The 15,705-nt window shown below is 52.4% G+C and carries 12 protein-coding genes; 5 read left to right on the top strand and 7 right to left on the bottom strand.

Features of this window, described 5'->3' with window-relative positions; genetic code table 11:
- Position 1: 1 nt before the first annotated feature.
- The 4 genes from hofC to nadC form a co-directional block, all read right to left on the bottom strand.
- Positions 2-1,204, bottom strand: a complete 1,203-nt coding sequence (gene hofC, locus OGX67_RS05375) for a protein transport protein HofC (protein ID WP_032948529.1) — start codon at positions 1,202-1,204, stop codon at positions 2-4.
- A complete protein-coding gene (gspE, locus tag OGX67_RS05370) occupies positions 1,194-2,576 on the bottom strand; it encodes a type II secretion system protein GspE (protein ID WP_257651233.1) in 1,383 nt (460 codons plus the stop codon). The genes hofC and gspE overlap by 11 nt, the downstream gene beginning before the upstream one ends.
- Before the next feature lie 9 nt (positions 2,577-2,585).
- Positions 2,586-3,023 carry a prepilin peptidase-dependent pilin gene (ppdD, locus tag OGX67_RS05365; RefSeq protein ID WP_003018724.1) on the bottom strand — a complete coding sequence of 146 codons (438 nt, stop codon included), beginning with the start codon at positions 3,021-3,023 and terminating at the stop codon, positions 2,586-2,588.
- A 243-nt stretch (positions 3,024-3,266) separates the two neighbouring features.
- Positions 3,267-4,160, bottom strand: a complete 894-nt coding sequence (nadC, locus tag OGX67_RS05360; RefSeq protein WP_257651232.1) for a carboxylating nicotinate-nucleotide diphosphorylase — start codon at positions 4,158-4,160, stop codon at positions 3,267-3,269.
- 87 nt (positions 4,161-4,247) lie between these two features.
- On the opposite strand from nadC, the gene ampD reads away from it, so the two are divergent.
- Together ampD and ampE are read left to right on the top strand one after the other, a co-directional pair.
- Positions 4,248-4,811: a 1,6-anhydro-N-acetylmuramyl-L-alanine amidase AmpD gene (gene ampD / locus OGX67_RS05355; RefSeq protein ID WP_003018719.1), complete on the top strand. Its 564-nt coding sequence runs from the start codon at positions 4,248-4,250 to the stop codon at positions 4,809-4,811.
- On the top strand, positions 4,808-5,662 hold the full coding sequence (gene ampE, locus OGX67_RS05350; protein ID WP_003018711.1) for a beta-lactamase regulator AmpE: 855 nt from the start codon (positions 4,808-4,810) through the stop codon (positions 5,660-5,662). The genes ampD and ampE overlap by 4 nt, the downstream gene beginning before the upstream one ends.
- 92 nt (positions 5,663-5,754) lie before the next feature.
- On the opposite strand, the gene OGX67_RS05345 is transcribed toward ampE, so the two are convergent.
- The 3 genes from OGX67_RS05345 to aroP all read right to left on the bottom strand — a co-directional run bounded on the left by OGX67_RS05345 (position 5,755) and on the right by aroP (position 9,642).
- The gene (locus OGX67_RS05345) at positions 5,755-6,705 is read right to left on the bottom strand and encodes a glycoside hydrolase family 43 protein (RefSeq protein ID WP_257651230.1); all 951 of its coding nucleotides are present in this window, start codon (positions 6,703-6,705) and stop codon (positions 5,755-5,757) included.
- On the bottom strand, positions 6,705-8,111 hold the full coding sequence (locus OGX67_RS05340) for a glycoside-pentoside-hexuronide (GPH):cation symporter (protein WP_257651229.1): 1,407 nt from the start codon (positions 8,109-8,111) through the stop codon (positions 6,705-6,707). Before OGX67_RS05340 ends, OGX67_RS05345 begins: the two co-directional genes overlap by 1 nt.
- Positions 8,112-8,268: 157 nt before the next feature.
- Entirely contained in the window at positions 8,269-9,642 is a 1,374-nt protein-coding gene (gene aroP / locus OGX67_RS05335; RefSeq protein WP_085951556.1) for an aromatic amino acid transporter AroP, read from the bottom strand.
- 564 nt (positions 9,643-10,206) lie between these two features.
- On the opposite strand from aroP, the gene pdhR reads away from it, so the two are divergent.
- The 3 genes from pdhR (at position 10,207) to aceF (ending at position 15,702) form a co-directional block, all read left to right on the top strand.
- The gene (gene pdhR / locus OGX67_RS05330) at positions 10,207-10,971 is read left to right on the top strand and encodes a pyruvate dehydrogenase complex transcriptional repressor PdhR (RefSeq protein ID WP_003018699.1); all 765 of its coding nucleotides are present in this window, start codon (positions 10,207-10,209) and stop codon (positions 10,969-10,971) included.
- 163 nt (positions 10,972-11,134) lie between these two features.
- A complete protein-coding gene (gene aceE, locus OGX67_RS05325; RefSeq protein ID WP_003845758.1) occupies positions 11,135-13,798 on the top strand; it encodes a pyruvate dehydrogenase (acetyl-transferring), homodimeric type in 2,664 nt (887 codons plus the stop codon).
- A 14-nt stretch (positions 13,799-13,812) separates the two neighbouring features.
- The gene (gene aceF, locus OGX67_RS05320) at positions 13,813-15,702 is read left to right on the top strand and encodes a pyruvate dehydrogenase complex dihydrolipoyllysine-residue acetyltransferase (protein ID WP_003018689.1); all 1,890 of its coding nucleotides are present in this window, start codon (positions 13,813-13,815) and stop codon (positions 15,700-15,702) included.
- The last annotated feature ends 3 nt before the right edge of the window (positions 15,703-15,705 follow it).

Raw genomic sequence — 15,705 nt, 5'->3', positions numbered from 1 at the left:
TTTATCCCACTCCGCTCATCGCATCTCCCAAATGGAAAATCGGTAAATACATCGCGACAACCAGCGTACCGATGATAAGCCCCGTAATGACCAGCAACGCAGGCTCAAGTAATGCAGCCAAATTCTCAGCTTGAGCCAGGGTTTTCTCGCCATGGTGATGCGCGAGATTGCGCAGCATTGCATCCAGCGAGCCGGAAGCTTCACCTGTTCGGACCAGCTGTATGCACAATGGGCTGAATTCACCGCTATTTTTAAGCGCTAACCAGACCGGCTTTCCGGCGCTAATGTCGTGCTGAACCAGCGCTAAACGCTGCGACCAGAAAGGGTTAGCCAGCGTTTCGGTAACGCTCTCAAGACCCTGCAAAAAGGGAATGCCCGCATTTTGCGTTAACGCCAGAACGGTGAAGATCTGCGTGAGCTTTTGCCCTCTCACCATCGGCCCTATGACCGGGAGGCTGAGCAGCAATTTCTGGCGCAGAACGAGCCAGTACGGTTTCTGATTTATCAAATGATGTGCCGCAACCGCTACCAGGCCAAGTGCTACCGCCAGCCATCCCCATTGGCTGCTATAGTGTGCGATGGTAATAATCCACTGAGTGAGGGCCGGTAGCGGGGTGTTGAATGTCTGGTAGATGGCGGCAAATTCAGGGAGTACAAACTGCAACATCGCAAATACGACCAACACCGCCATTGTGATGATGATAAGCGGATAACGCAGGGCTTTTTTAACTTTATCAGCAAGTTGCTGTTGTTTCTTTTGCTGGTAGGCGAGTTCAAAACAGCAGTCGTCCAGCTTACCCGTAAGCTCTCCGGTGCGGATCATTGCCTGGTAAAGGGGCGGAAAAACGTGTTGCCATTGTGATAGTGAGGTGGAGAGGGTAATGCCCTGTTCCATATCGTAAGCCAGCGTACGCAGTAGCGCCTGCCATTGACTGCTGGGATGCTGTTCAGCAAGCAGAGCTAGCCCTGTTGAGAGCGTTAACCCTGCTTTTAGCAATGTCGCCAACTGGTGTATGGTTTCGGCACTTCTTGTACGGCTCCAGTGCGAGGTTTTGACACGCATACGCTTAATGCGTAGCGGCGTAATCTGTTGTTTCTCAAGAGCCAGCATTAATGACGGTCGGGTATCGGCCCATAGTGTACCTTCCAGCGATTTACCTTTGTTGTTAATGCCTTGCCAGCGCCAAAGCTGTTTAGCGGACATGAGGCATGCCCAGTACACGAATCAGCTCTTCAAATGTCGTTAATCCTTGCTCGACGGCCTGACAGCCATTCTCGAAAAGCGTTCTCCCTGATAGCTGAGCATCAGGTTCCACTCCGTCTACGGGGGGGCCACTGGCAATACTCTGACGTAATGCCGGAGTAACAGGGAGTACTTCAAACAATGCCGCACGGCCATAAAATCCGTGATAACAATGTTTGCAGCCAGGGGCCTGCCAATTCGGTAGTGGTGTAGGCCAGACAGCTTTCGGGAGTGTGATAGGCGTACTCTGACGTTGTCGGCAATGGGGGCACAACTTTCTGACCAACCGCTGTGCAATGACGAGCGTCAGCGCGGAGGCGATCATCCAGCGTGCGACCCCCATTTGTTGCAGACGCACCAGCGTTTCACTGGTGGAATTGGTATGCAGCGTAGAAAGAACCAGATGACCGGTTTGTGCGGCTTTAAGGGCTATTTCTGCTGTTTCTCCATCGCGGATTTCACCCACCATGATAATGTCGGGATCCTGGCGCAACAGAGCACGTAAGACTCCCTGAAAAGTCAAACCGGCGCGTGGGTGAATTTGCGTCTGGTTGAGGCCTGCGATCGGGATCTCTACCGGATCTTCCACGCTACAGAGATTTACATCTGGGGTGTTTCGGGTTTGCAGCGCACTGTACAGTGTGATCGTTTTACCGCTTCCGGTAGGCCCGGTAACCAGAATCAGCCCCTGAGGCTGCTGCAAGGCTTGCGAAAATGCGGCCAGTTGCGCGTCCTGCATTCCCAGTTCGGCGATCTCCAGTGACTGATCGACCTGATGAAGTAGCCGCAACACGACTTTTTCGCCGTAGCGACAGGGCAGGGTGGCGATGCGAAACGAGATAGGTTCTCCTGAAATCTCAACGGTAAATTGTCCGTCTTGTGGAAGCCTATGCTCGGCAATATCCAGACTGCCTAATACTTTTAACCTCGCGGTGATGGCAATGCCCATCTCGGTCGTGACTTCCGGTAAAGCGTGGAGTACTCCATCCACACGTAATCTGATCCGATAGTGATTTTCCGCTGGCTCAAAATGAATATCAGAAGCCCGTTTCTCCAGAGCGGAATGAAACGTCTGATTCAGCAAGTCTGCTGCGCTGGCGCTGCTTTTTGTGACTACTGCAGGGAGCATTTTCTGCGGTGTATGCGTGTGGCCTTCCATTTGCTGACGTGTCCAGCAGACAATGTCGATGCGCCGGGTGGTGGCAAAATGCAGTGCATCCAGCAGTTCGTGTGATGGGGCGTCTACGACGGCGATATGCACCACTTCATTGTCTGCATCCAGTAATATTCCCTGATAACGTTGGCATAGCGCTGTAAGCTGGGTGGTATTCATCTCTGTTCCTTAGTGGGTATCGAAGCGGAAAACATCTTCACAGGCCTGCTGCAATGCGCTGTCGTTCTGGATGATGCAGTTACGGTTCCAACCGGTAATGCCGTTGGCATTGTCCCAAGCCGGCGTCATGGTGATGCTTAACCCGTTCAGGCTTTCCTGCCCACTAAGGCTGACAACGCCTTTTTCAATGCTCATGGCTGAGACGTAACGGGTAGTTGTTGGCGTGGGAATACCATTCGTTCCGGCATCGCAGGTATCTGTTCCTCCATGCTCCAGTGCACAGAGCTCAACCGCTGTGCGATAGGGGACAAAGGTTTGCAGCATGTCTGTCAGCGCGGCCTTGCGCAGATAGTTTTGATATGCCGGAATACCGATGGCGCTAAGAATGGCAATAATGCCAATCACCACCATGAGTTCGATAAGCGTAAAGCCTCGTTGCTTGTTCATTGTTCACTCCTTGAGTTTGCTGGCGCTACTTTGGCAAACCGACGGGAGGACGGCGAGAGACAAAAAACAGAATGGGAAGGCGGATTCCGAGGACTTTTACGAAATTACAGAATCAGACAATGTATTTGCTAAGAGGCTCGAAGAAACTGCCGGATGGTGGCGTAGATGCCGTATCCGGCTTACAGAATAAACCTGTGTAGGATGCCCGATAAGCGAAGCACCATCGGGCAATACAATCAGCAATTAGCGAAAACGCATGGAGAGATCGAGTGCGCGAACATGTTTGGTCAGCGCGCCAACAGAGATGAAATCCACGCCGGTTTCGGCAAATTCGCGCAGCGTTTCATGGGTGACATTGCCCGAGACTTCCAGACGCGCCTGGCCGTTGGTGCGTTTTACCGCTTCGCGCATTTGGTCGGTTTCGAAGTTATCGAGCATGATGATGTCGGCCCCGACTTTCAGCGCGTCGTCCAGCTCATCCAGGCTTTCTACTTCGACTTCAACCGGCACATCCGGGTGCAACCAGAATGCTTTTTCTACGGCCTGACGTACCGAGCCGGAAGCAATAATGTGGTTTTCTTTAATCAGGAAAGCGTCGGACAGCCCCAAACGATGATTCGCCCCGCCGCCGCACAATACGGCGTATTTTAGCGCGGTACGCAGTCCTGGCAGGGTTTTACGCGTATCCAGCAGTTGGGTCTTGGTCCCAGCTAACAGGTCGACGTATTTACGCACCTCGCTTGCTACACCTGAAAGCGTCTGCACAAAATTAAGCGCGGTACGTTCACCGGTCAGTAACACGCGGGAAGGGCCGTCCAGTTCAAACAGTGGCTGATTAGCCTTAATGCTGTCGCCATCTTCGACATGCCAGGTGATGTTTACATCATCGCCAGCCAGTTGAATAAAGACCTCTTCCACCCAACGTTTCCCACAAAAAACGCCATCTTCGCGGGTAATTACGGTAGCGTGGGAGCGCATGTCTTCGGGTAAAAGCTGTGCGGTGATATCGTTATTGGCATCAACTTCTCCGCCTAAATCTTCACGCAGCGCCTGAGCGACAGCGGCAGGGATATCGAGATTTATGCGTTCCAACAGCGCGTCACGTCGGTAGTCAGGGTTATAGCGGCGAGGCGGCATGATAAAACTCCAAATTGCTAACGAATCATAAGGTGGAAACATGCTACCCTGAACCTGATATGAGCACCACCAATAAGGAGATTCTGCATGTTGTTAGACGAGGGCTGGCTGGCAGAGGCGCGACGCGTTCCCTCTCCGCATTACGATTGCCGCCCGGATGACGAAAACCCTTCTCTGCTGGTGGTGCATAATATCAGCCTGCCGCCCGGCGAGTTTGGCGGCCCGTGGATAGACGCGCTGTTTACCGGCACGATTGATCCCAACGCCCATCCTTATTTTGCCGGAATCGCCCATTTGCGCGTTTCGGCCCATTGTTTAATTCGCCGTGATGGTGAAATCGTGCAGTATGTCCCCTTTGATAAACGCGCCTGGCATGCCGGCGTCTCGAGCTATCAGGGCCGTGAACGCTGTAATGATTTCTCAATTGGTATTGAGCTGGAAGGGACGGATACGCTGGCCTATACCGACGCGCAGTACCAGCAACTAGCAGCCGTGACCAATGCCCTGATTACGCGTTATCCGGCTATTGCTAACAATATGACAGGACATTGCAATATTGCGCCCGAGCGTAAGACCGATCCCGGGCCCTCATTTGACTGGGCAAGGTTTCGCGCCCTGGTCACCCCCTCGTCGCACAAGGAGATGACATGACGCTGTTTACAACATTACTGGTGTTGATTGTTGAACGCCTGTTTAAGCTGGGTGAGCACTGGCAGCTTGATCACCGGGTTGAAGCTTTTTTCCGCCGGATTAAGCATTTCTCGATGATGCGTACGGTAGGCATGACTCTTATTGCGATGGGAGTGACGTTTCTGCTACTGCGCGCACTTCATGGGCTGCTGTTTAACGTTCCGTTGCTGGTGGCGTGGATCTTAATTGGCTTGCTGTGCATCGGCGCAGGCAAGGCACGCCTTCACTATCACGCTTACCTGAACGCGGCTGCTCGCGATGATGCTCACGCTCGTGAGGCGATGGCCAGCGAGCTGACGCTTATCCATGGTGTTCCGCCGGACTGTGACGAGCGTGAGTTCCTGCGTGAACTGCAGAACGCGCTGTTATGGAACAACTTTCGCTTTTACCTGGCGCCGTTATTCTGGCTGATTGTCGGTGGCCCGTGGGGACCTGTGACGCTGGTTGGTTATGCCTTTTTACGTGCCTGGCAGTCCTGGCTGGCGCGCTATCAGACACCGCACCAGCGTCTGCAATCGGGTATTGATGCGATCCTGCATGTGCTGGACTGGATCCCGGTGCGTCTGGCGGGCGTGGTCTATGCGCTGTTAGGACACGGCGAGAAGGCGTTGCCAGCCTGGTTTGCGTCGCTTGCTGATCTGCATACTTCGCAATATCAGGTGCTTACGCGTCTGGCGCAGTTCTCGCTGGCGCGCGAACCTCATACCGATAAAGTCGAAACGCCAAAAGCGGCTGTTTCGATGGCGAAGAAGACCTCGTTTGTGGTGGTGGTGATTATTGCATTGCTGACCATTTATGGGGCATTAGTATAGCGTTGTGCCGGATGGCGCTAACGCTTATCCGGCCTACAATGGAAAAACGTGTAGGCCCGGTAAGCGTTAGCGCCACCGGGCAGTGCAACAGTTTAGTTCGTATCAGCAGGCGGGATGCCAAAATCTGGCATGCCGTTTTCGTCCCAACGCACGAGCTTCAGACGAGTGTGGCGGTTTGGGTCGTACAGCGGATCGCCCTCGATTTCGGTGTAATTTCTCGCGTGATACACCAGCACATCTTCACCTTCTGGCGTTTGCGTAAAGCTGTTGTGTCCTGGCCCATACTGGCGGTTTTCATAGCTGGTGGTAAAGACCGGGCGCGGTGATTTGTGCCAGTTCTGCGGGGTGAGCGGATCTGCGTCTAAGTCAATCCACAATAATCCCATACAGTAGTTCTCATCGGTAGCGCTGGCGGAATAGCTGATAAACAACTTGTCGCCGTGAACCATGACGGCAGGACCTTCGTTGACCCAAAAACCCCGGCATTCCCAGTCATATTCAGGATGGCTTAGCATGACCGGCTCGCCTTTAATCGTCCATGGATTTTCCAGTTCTGCGAGATAGATATTGGAGTTTCCGGCGATATCGGGCGATTTCTGCGCCCATAGATACCACTGTTTTCCCTGATGGTTAAAGGTGGTGGCATCGAGCGCAAAGGTATCAAACTGCGTTTTAATCTGACCTTTCTCCGTCCACTTTCCGGTCAGCGGATCGGTGTCGGCACATTCGAGCGCAAACATGCGATGCTGGAACATCCCCAGCTTGTCGAGCGACTGTGTGTGGGTGGCGGCAAAATAGATGTACCACTTGCCTGCCAGATGATGGATTTCGGGCGCCCAGATGAGTTGGCTCATGGGGCCGCTTTCTGGCTTGCGCCAGATGATAACCGGGGCGGCAGTGCGCAACCCTTCCAGCGAGTCGGCCCGGCGTATCTCCAGCCGGTCATATTCAGGTACTGAAGCAATGAAATAGTAGTGGCTACCGTCACGTAAGATAAACGGATCGGCACGCTGTTCAATAAAGGGATTTGGCCACTGATTCATTAGGCTTTCCTTACGGTTTCAGTCGTTTTTATATCGTGGTATTCATTCAGTTCACGGTAGTTGGCGCGGCGCTTTTCTAAATCTGTCTGGATTTGCTGCATAAACTCGCGGTCAACTTTCAGCAGACGAACCACGCCTGCAGTAATCAGGTAGCCTGCGCCCGGTATGATGGTAAACAGCAGCATAATACCGTTAATGGCGGAGTCGCTTTGCGTTTTCGCCCCAGCGTCGTAGCCGTACCAGGAGAGCAGGAAGCCGACCATCGCTCCGGCAATCGCCAGACCCAGTTTCAGGAAGAACAGGTTGCCGGAGAAGCTGATCCCGGTGATGCGTTTACCGGTTTTCCACTCGCCGTAGTCATCGACATCCGCCATCAGCGACCAGTGCAGCGGGGATGGGATCTGATGCAGGATGTTGAGCAGGAAGTAGAGCACCATAATCATCATGGTGGCTTTCGGATCGAAGAAGTAAAACGCGGCGGAGAAAATCGCCAGGATGATATTGGTCCAGAAGAACACTTTCAGTTTGCACCAGCGATCGGTTAACACCTTCGCCAACATGCTGCCGATCATCATGCCTACAACGCCAAGGCTGATAAACAACGTCGCAAATTGTGTACTCTGCTGCATAACCCAGGTCACGTAGTACATGGTGGCAGCCATGCGAATAAAGCCCGGACAGACGTTGCACAAGGTTAATAGCAGGATTTTTACCCATTGATCGTTCTTCCATACGTCTTTCAGATCGGCTTTTAAATCGTCAGTGGTCGGGACGGCAGGACGGACACGCTCACGGACGGTTGCAAAGCAGAACAGGAACATACACATGCCGATGAAGGCCAGTACCGCCATCGCCATTTGATACCCTTTGGCTTTGTCTTCCCCGCCGAACCAGTCGGCCATGGGGAGCAGGGTGAGTGACAGCAGCAGAGTTGCAATGCCTACCAATACAAAGCGATATGACTGGCAGGCGACGCGTTCTTGCGGATCGTTGGTGATGACGCTGCCGAGAGAGCAATAGGGGATATTGATCGCCGTATAGGTGATAGAGAGCAGGAAGTAAGTGACAAAAGCATAGATAACTTTGCTGTTATATGTCCATTCTGGGGTGGTAAACATCAGTACGCTGAATAATGCGTACGGGAAAGCCATCCACAAAAGCCATGGACGAAATCGACCATATTTGCTGCGCGTACGGTCGGCCATTGCGCCCATAATGGGATCAGTAACGGCATCAATAACGCGTACTGAGAGCAGTAATACGCCGACCAGAGCAGGCGCCAGACCAAAAATGTCTGTGTAAAAATAGTTAACAAACAACATGATGGCGCCAAAGATGATGTTGCATCCGGCGTCGCCCATTCCATAGCCAATCTTTTCTTTCACCGTGAGCTTACTGGTTTCCATCAACTGCACTCCATGAATGAAATATGGAGAGAATTATTGTCTGGTACCGGTGTTTTTGCGTTGCAGGATAACGCCGCTGATATGGACTAAACAGTCGTGAGTGGGAAAGTGTGAGGCAGGTAACAACCCCCACCTGGCGCAGGTGGGGGAGGAAAAATTAATGTGCTTTAACCGTGCCGGCCGTTTTCTGTTTGAACAGGTAACCAATGCCAAGAATAGCAATCCATACCGGGATTAAGTACACCGAGATCGCCATGCCCGGCGTCATCAGCATAATCACCAGTACTGCAGCCATGAAAATCAGGCACACCCAGTTACCCAGCGGATAGAGCAGCGCCGGGAAGCGGGTGGTAACACCCTGCTGCTGTTTGGCTTTGCGGAACTTCATGTGCGCAAGGCTAATCATTGCCCAGTTGATCACCAGTGCGGAAACTACCAGCGCCATCAACAGGCCAAAGGCAGATTCTGGCGCCAGGTAGTTGATCAGCACGCACAGAGCCGTCACCAGTGCGGAAACCAGAATGGTGTTCACCGGCACGCCGCGTTTGTCGACGTTCATCAGCGCTTTCGGCGCATTGCCCTGCTGTGCCAGACCGAACAGCATACGGCTGTTGCAGTACACACAGCTGTTATAGACAGAAAGGGCAGCAGTCAGCACCACGATGTTCAGGGCATTAGCAACAAACGTGTCGCCCAGTTCGTGGAAAATAAGGACAAACGGGCTGGTATCAGCCGTAACGCGCGTCCACGGCATCAGGGAAAGCAGAACCGCCAGCGAACCCACATAGAAAATCAGGATACGGTAGATAACCTGGTTGGTTGCTTTGGGAATGCTTTGCTCCGGGTTATCCGCTTCTGCTGCGGTGATCCCAACCAGCTCCAGTCCACCGAAAGAGAACATGATAATCGCCATCATCATCACCAGACCGGTGAAGCCATGCGGCAGGAAGCCCCCCTGGTTCCACAGGTTGCTGACGCTGGCCTGCGGCCCGCCGTTGCCGCTGAACAGCAGCCAGCCGCCGAAGATGATCATCGCGACGACAGCAATGACTTTAATAATGGCGAACCAGAACTCCATCTCACCAAACACTTTCACGTTGGTCAGGTTAATGGCGTTGATAATCACGAAGAAGGCTGCAGCAGAGGCCCAGGTTGGGATCTCCGGGTACCAGAACTGGATATATTTACCGACTGCAGTCAGCTCAGCCATGGCAACCAGCACGTACAGTACCCAGTAGTTCCAGCCAGAGGCGAAACCCGCGAAACTGCCCCAGTATTTATAAGCAAAGTGGCTAAAGGAGCCTGCTACCGGCTCTTCAACCACCATTTCACCTAACTGACGCATAATCAAAAAGGCGATAAAGCCGGCAATAGCGTAACCCAGAATAATACCCGGTCCTGCAGACTGGATAACGGATGCGCTACCGAGGAATAACCCGGTACCAATCGCGCCGCCCAGCGCGATTAGCTGTATATGGCGGTTCTTAAGACCGCGCTTGAGCTGATCGCCATGCTGTTGACTTTCCATCATGAAACCTCGTGTGTGGTTTTACTCTTCATATTTCGAGTACTTATTTTTTGAACTACGCAGCAATGCGTGTGTAAGTTTGCAATTCCGTTTGTTGTATTAATTTGTTTACAGATGCTTTTGATGAAATGTTGCCTTAATGCTTTTGTCTTGATCAGAATAATGATATGTGAGCGCGAATGCACCTGCTTTATGCGGGGGAGATGACGAGTTGAATAAAAAGAAACCATTTGTAAATGCGAGTTTATCTACCACAAAATTTCTATTTTGAATTTCTATTCATTAATAGTGATTTAAGTATCGATAAATAAGCAGGTGAATCGGTTCAGATGAGATAATTTTTCGTTTCAATTCCGTTAAAACTACCTCGAGGTGGGTAAATTTAACATTTGTGCATAGTTACATGTTTGAAACGTTATTTCTGTAATGTTGTTAAAATATGCCTCCTTTACTGATTTCAATCAAAACCTGTATGGACAGAAGGTGAATACTTTGTTACTTTAGCGTCAAGAACATGAAATTGGTAAGACCAATTGACTCCGGGCAAATGGCTTAAGACAGGAAATCATGGCCTACAGCAAAATCCGCCAACCAAAACTCTCCGATGTGATTGAGCAGCAGCTGGAGTTTTTAATTCTTGAGGGGACACTTCGCCCCGGAGAAAAACTCCCACCGGAACGCGAGCTGGCAAAACAGTTCGACGTCTCCCGCCCCTCCTTACGCGAGGCGATCCAACGCCTTGAAGCGAAGGGGTTACTGCTTCGTCGTCAGGGCGGTGGCACTTTTGTTCAGAGCAGCCTGTGGCAGAGCTTTAGCGACCCACTGGTAGAGCTGCTCTCCGACCATCCTGAATCCCAGTTTGACCTGCTTGAGACGCGCCATGCGCTGGAAGGTATTGCAGCTTATTACGCTGCACTGCGCAGCACGGATGAAGACAAAACGCGTATCCGTGAACTCCACCATGCGATCGAGCTTGCTCAACAGTCCGGCGATCTTGACGGTGAATCTGATGCAGTACTCCAGTATCAAATTGCTGTCACCGAAGCGGCACATAATGTGGTGCTGCTCCATTTGCTAAGGTGTATGGAGCCGATGCTGGCCCAGAACGTTCGGCAAAACTTCGAATTGCTGTATGCGCGTCGTGAAATGCTGCCACTGGTTAGCAGTCACCGTACCCGTATTTTTGAAGCAATTATTGCCGGGAAGCCGGAAGAGGCGCGTGAAGCGTCCCACCGTCACTTGGCGTTTATCGAAGAGATTCTGCTGGACAGAAGCCGTGAGGAAAGCCGTCGTGAACGCGCCTTACGCCGTCTGGAGCAACGAAAGAATTAGTGATTTTTCTGGCAGAACGTTAACCAGAAGATGTTGTAAATCAAGCGCCATATAAAGTGCGCGGCAACTAAACGCAGAACCTGTCTTATTACGCTCTCTGGCGAGAACGTAATGGGACAGGTTCCAGATAACTCAACGTATTAGATAGATAAGGAATACCCCCATGTCAGAACGTTTCCCAAATGACGTGGATCCGATCGAAACTCGCGACTGGCTACAGGCGATCGAATCGGTCATCCGTGAAGAAGGTGTTGAGCGTGCTCAGTATCTGATCGACCAACTGCTTTCAGAAGCCCGCAAAGGCGGCGTGAAAGTAGCGGCAGGTGCAGGGGCCAGCAATTATGTAAACACTATTGCCGTTGAAGATGAACCGGAATACCCGGGCAATCTGGAGCTGGAACGTCGTATTCGTTCTGCTATCCGTTGGAACGCCATCATGACCGTACTGCGCGCGTCTAAAAAGGACCTCGAGCTGGGTGGCCACATGGCATCCTTCCAGTCCTCCGCAACGGTATATGATGTTTGCTTCAACCACTTCTTCCGTGCACGCAACGAGCAAGATGGCGGCGATCTGGTGTACTTCCAGGGCCACATCTCTCCGGGCATCTATGCACGCGCATTCCTGGAAGGTCGTCTGACTGAAGAGCAGATGAACAACTTCCGTCAGGAAGTTCATGGCAAAGGCCTGTCTTCCTACCCGCACCCGAAACTGATGCCAGAATTCTGGCAGTTCCCGACCGTATCTATGGGTCTGGGCCCAATCGGTGCTATCTACCAGGCTAAATTCCTGAAATATTTGGAACACCGTGGTCTGAAAGATACCTCTAAACAAACCGTTTACGCCTTCCTGGGCGACGGCGAGATGGATGAGCCAGAATCAAAAGGTGCGATCACCATCGCGACCCGTGAAAAACTGGACAACCTGGTCTTTGTGATCAACTGTAACCTGCAGCGTCTTGACGGCCCGGTAACCGGTAACGGCAAGATTGTTAACGAACTGGAAGGCATCTTCGCGGGCGCTGGCTGGAACGTTATCAAAGTCATGTGGGGCGGTCGTTGGGATGAGCTGCTGCGTAAAGACACCAGCGGTAAACTGATCCAGCTGATGAACGAAACCGTTGACGGCGACTACCAGACCTTCAAATCCAAAGATGGTGCATACGTACGTGAGCACTTCTTCGGTAAATACCCGGAAACCGCAGCACTGGTTGCTGACTGGACTGATGAGCAAATTTGGTCTCTGAACCGCGGTGGTCACGATCCGAAGAAAGTTTACGCTGCACTGAAAAAAGCGCAGGAAACCAAAGGCAGAGCAACTGTAATCCTCGCCCATACCATTAAAGGTTACGGCATGGGTGACACCGCTGAAGGTAAAAACATCGCTCACCAGGTTAAGAAAATGAACATGGACGGCGTGCGTTATATCCGCGACCGTTTCAACGTTCCTGTGACCGATGAGCAGGTTGAAAACCTGTCTTACATCACCTTCCCGGAAGGTTCTGAAGAGCACACTTATCTGCACGCTCAGCGTCAGAAACTGCATGGCTACCTGCCAGCTCGTCAGCCGAACTTCACTGAGAAGCTGGAACTGCCGGCTCTGGAAGACTTCGGTGCGCTGCTGGAAGAGCAGAACAAAGAAATCTCCACCACTATCGCTTTCGTTCGTGCCCTGAACGTGATGCTGAAGAACAAGTCGATCAAAGATCGTCTGGTTCCGATCATCGCTGACGAAGCACGTACTTTCGGTATGGAAGGTCTGTTCCGTCAGATCGGTATCTACAGCCCGAACGGTCAGCAGTACACCCCGCAGGACCGTGAGCAGGTTGCTTACTATAAAGAAGACGAGAAAGGCCAGATCCTGCAGGAAGGTATCAACGAACTGGGTGCTGGCGCATCCTGGCTGGCTGCTGCGACCTCTTACAGCACCAACGATCTGCCGATGATTCCGTTCTACATCTACTACTCCATGTTCGGGTTCCAGCGTATCGGTGACCTGTGCTGGCAGGCAGGCGACCAACAGGCTCGTGGCTTCCTGATTGGTGGTACTTCCGGTCGTACGACGCTGAACGGTGAAGGTCTGCAGCACGAAGATGGTCACAGCCATATTCAGTCTCTGACTATCCCGAACTGTATCTCTTACGATCCGTCTTACGCGTACGAAGTTGCGGTCATCATGCACGATGGTCTGGAGCGTATGTACGGTGAGAAACAAGAGAACGTTTACTACTACATCACCACGCTGAACGAAAACTACCACATGCCGGCAATGCCAGCAGGTGCTGAGGAAGGTATCCGTAAAGGTATCTACAAACTTGAAACCCTCGAAGGTAAGAAAGGTAAAGTTCAGCTGCTGGGATCCGGTTCTATCCTGCGTCACGTGCGTGAAGCAGCACAGATCCTGGCGAACGACTACGGTGTAGGTTCTGACGTTTACAGCGTGACCTCCTTCACTGAACTGGCGCGTGATGGCCAGGATTGTGAGCGCTGGAACATGCTGCACCCGATGGAAACTCCGCGCGTTCCGTACATCGCTCAGGTGATGAACGACGCTCCGGCAGTAGCATCTACTGACTATATGAAACTGTTTGCCGAACAGGTTCGTACTTATGTACCGGCTGATGATTATCGCGTACTGGGTACTGACGGTTTCGGTCGCTCTGACAGCCGTGAAAACCTGCGTCACCACTTCGAAGTTGATGCTTCCTACGTGGTAGTAGCGGCCCTGGGCGAACTGGCTAAACGTGGCGAAATCGATAAGAAAGTGGTTGCAGACGCAATCACCAAATTCAACATCGATGCAGATAAAGTTAACCCGCGTCTGGCGTAAGAGGTAAAAGAATAATGGCTATCGAAATCAATGTACCGGACATCGGGGCTGATGAAGTTGAAATCACCGAGATCCTGGTCAAAGTGGGCGACAAAGTTGAAGCTGAACAGTCGCTGATCACCGTAGAAGGCGACAAAGCCTCTATGGAAGTTCCGTCTCCTCAGGCTGGTATCGTTAAAGAGATCAAAGTCTCTGTTGGCGATAAAACTGAGACCGGCAAACTGATCATGATTTTCGATTCCGCCGACGGTGCAGCAGCAGCTGCACCTGCTCCGGCAGAAGAGAAGAAAGAAGCGGCTCCGGCAGCAGCACCTGCTGCTGCGGCGGCGAAAGACGTACACGTACCGGACATCGGCGGCGACGAAGTTGAAGTTACCGAGATCATGGTTAAAGTGGGCGACACCGTTGCGGCTGAACAGTCTCTGATCACCGTTGAAGGTGACAAAGCGTCAATGGAAGTTCCGGCACCGTTCGCGGGTACCGTTAAAGAGATCAAAATCAACACCGGCGACAAAGTGTCTACCGGTTCCCTGATTATGGTCTTCGAAGTGGCGGGCGCAGCGCCTGCTGCAGCACCGGCTCAGGCGGCGGCTCCAGCAGCAGCGGCGGCTCCGGCTGCTTCCGGCTCGAAAGAAGTTAACGTACCGGATATCGGCGGTGACGAAGTCGAAGTCACTGAAGTGATGGTTAAAGTGGGCGATAAAATTGCCGCTGAGCAGTCACTGATCACCGTTGAAGGCGATAAAGCGTCAATGGAAGTTCCGGCACCGTTCGCGGGCACCGTGAAAGAAATCAAAATCAGCACCGGCGACAAAGTTAAAACCGGTTCTCTGATTATGGTCTTCGAAGTCGAAGGCGCAGCACCTGCAGCCGCTCCAGCACAAGCAGCTGCTCCGGCTCCGGCCGCAGCACCAGCGCCTGCGCAAGCCGCAGCTCCGGCCGCGAAAGCGGAAGGCAAATCTGAGTTTGCTGAAAACGACGCTTACGTTCATGCAACACCGCTGATTCGTCGCCTGGCGCGCGAATTCGGTGTGAACCTGGCGAAAGTGAAAGGTTCTGGCCGTAAAGGTCGTATCCTGCGTGAAGACGTACAGGCTTACGTGAAAGACGCTATCAAGCGTGCTGAAGCGGCTCCGGCTGCAGCAGCAGGCGGCGGTATCCCGGGCATGCTGCCTTGGCCGAAAGTGGACTTCAGCAAGTTTGGTGAAATCGAAGAAGTGGAACTGGGCCGTATCCAGAAAATCTCTGGTGCTAACCTGAGCCGTAACTGGGTGATGATCCCGCACGTTACTCACTTCGATAAGACCGATATCACCGATCTGGAAGCGTTCCGTAAACAGCAGAACGCCGAAGCTGAAAAACGTAAACTGGACGTGAAATTTACCCCAGTAGTCTTCATCATGAAAGCCGTTGCCGCAGCTCTGGAACAGATGCCGCGCTTTAACAGCTCCCTGTCTGAAGACGGTCAGCGCCTGACCCTGAAGAAATACATCAACATCGGTGTAGCGGTTGATACTCCGAATGGTCTGGTTGTTCCGGTCTTCAAAGACGTGAACAAGAAGAGCATTACCGAGCTGTCTCGTGAACTGACCGTGATCTCCAAGAAAGCGCGTGATGGCAAGCTGACTGCTGGCGAAATGCAGGGCGGTTGCTTCACCATCTCCAGCATCGGTGGCCTGGGTACTACCCACTTCGCGCCGATTGTGAACGCGCCGGAAGTGGCTATCCTCGGTGTCTCCAAGTCCTCTATGGAGCCAGTGTGGAACGGTAAAGAGTTTATGCCGCGTCTGATGATGCCGATTTCGCTCTCCTTCGACCACCGTGTAATTGACGGTGCGGATGGTGCGCGCTTTATCACCATCATCAACAACATGCTGTCTGACATTCGCCGCCTGGTGATGTAAGCG

The sequence above is a fragment of the Citrobacter sp. Cf118 genome, from assembly GCF_030334095.1.
Classification (GTDB): domain Bacteria; phylum Pseudomonadota; class Gammaproteobacteria; order Enterobacterales; family Enterobacteriaceae; genus Citrobacter; species Citrobacter freundii.
This window is presented reverse-complemented; position numbering and strand designations above follow the sequence as displayed.

Coding starts and splice junctions, on each gene's coding strand:
- ampD (WP_003018719.1), top strand. CDS start 4,248: ATGTTGTTAGACGAGGGCTGGCTGGCAGAGGCGCGACGCGTTCCCTCT.
- aceF (WP_003018689.1), top strand. CDS start 13,813: ATGGCTATCGAAATCAATGTACCGGACATCGGGGCTGATGAAGTTGAA.
- gspE (WP_257651233.1), bottom strand. CDS start 2,576: ATGAATACCACCCAGCTTACAGCGCTATGCCAACGTTATCAGGGAATA.
- pdhR (WP_003018699.1), top strand. CDS start 10,207: ATGGCCTACAGCAAAATCCGCCAACCAAAACTCTCCGATGTGATTGAG.
- ampE (WP_003018711.1), top strand. CDS start 4,808: ATGACGCTGTTTACAACATTACTGGTGTTGATTGTTGAACGCCTGTTT.
- aceE (WP_003845758.1), top strand. CDS start 11,135: ATGTCAGAACGTTTCCCAAATGACGTGGATCCGATCGAAACTCGCGAC.
- aroP (WP_085951556.1), bottom strand. CDS start 9,642: ATGATGGAAAGTCAACAGCATGGCGATCAGCTCAAGCGCGGTCTTAAG.
- ppdD (WP_003018724.1), bottom strand. CDS start 3,023: ATGAACAAGCAACGAGGCTTTACGCTTATCGAACTCATGGTGGTGATT.
- OGX67_RS05345 (WP_257651230.1), bottom strand. CDS start 6,705: ATGAATCAGTGGCCAAATCCCTTTATTGAACAGCGTGCCGATCCGTTT.
- nadC (WP_257651232.1), bottom strand. CDS start 4,160: ATGCCGCCTCGCCGCTATAACCCTGACTACCGACGTGACGCGCTGTTG.
- hofC (WP_032948529.1), bottom strand. CDS start 1,204: ATGTCCGCTAAACAGCTTTGGCGCTGGCAAGGCATTAACAACAAAGGT.
- OGX67_RS05340 (WP_257651229.1), bottom strand. CDS start 8,111: ATGGAAACCAGTAAGCTCACGGTGAAAGAAAAGATTGGCTATGGAATG.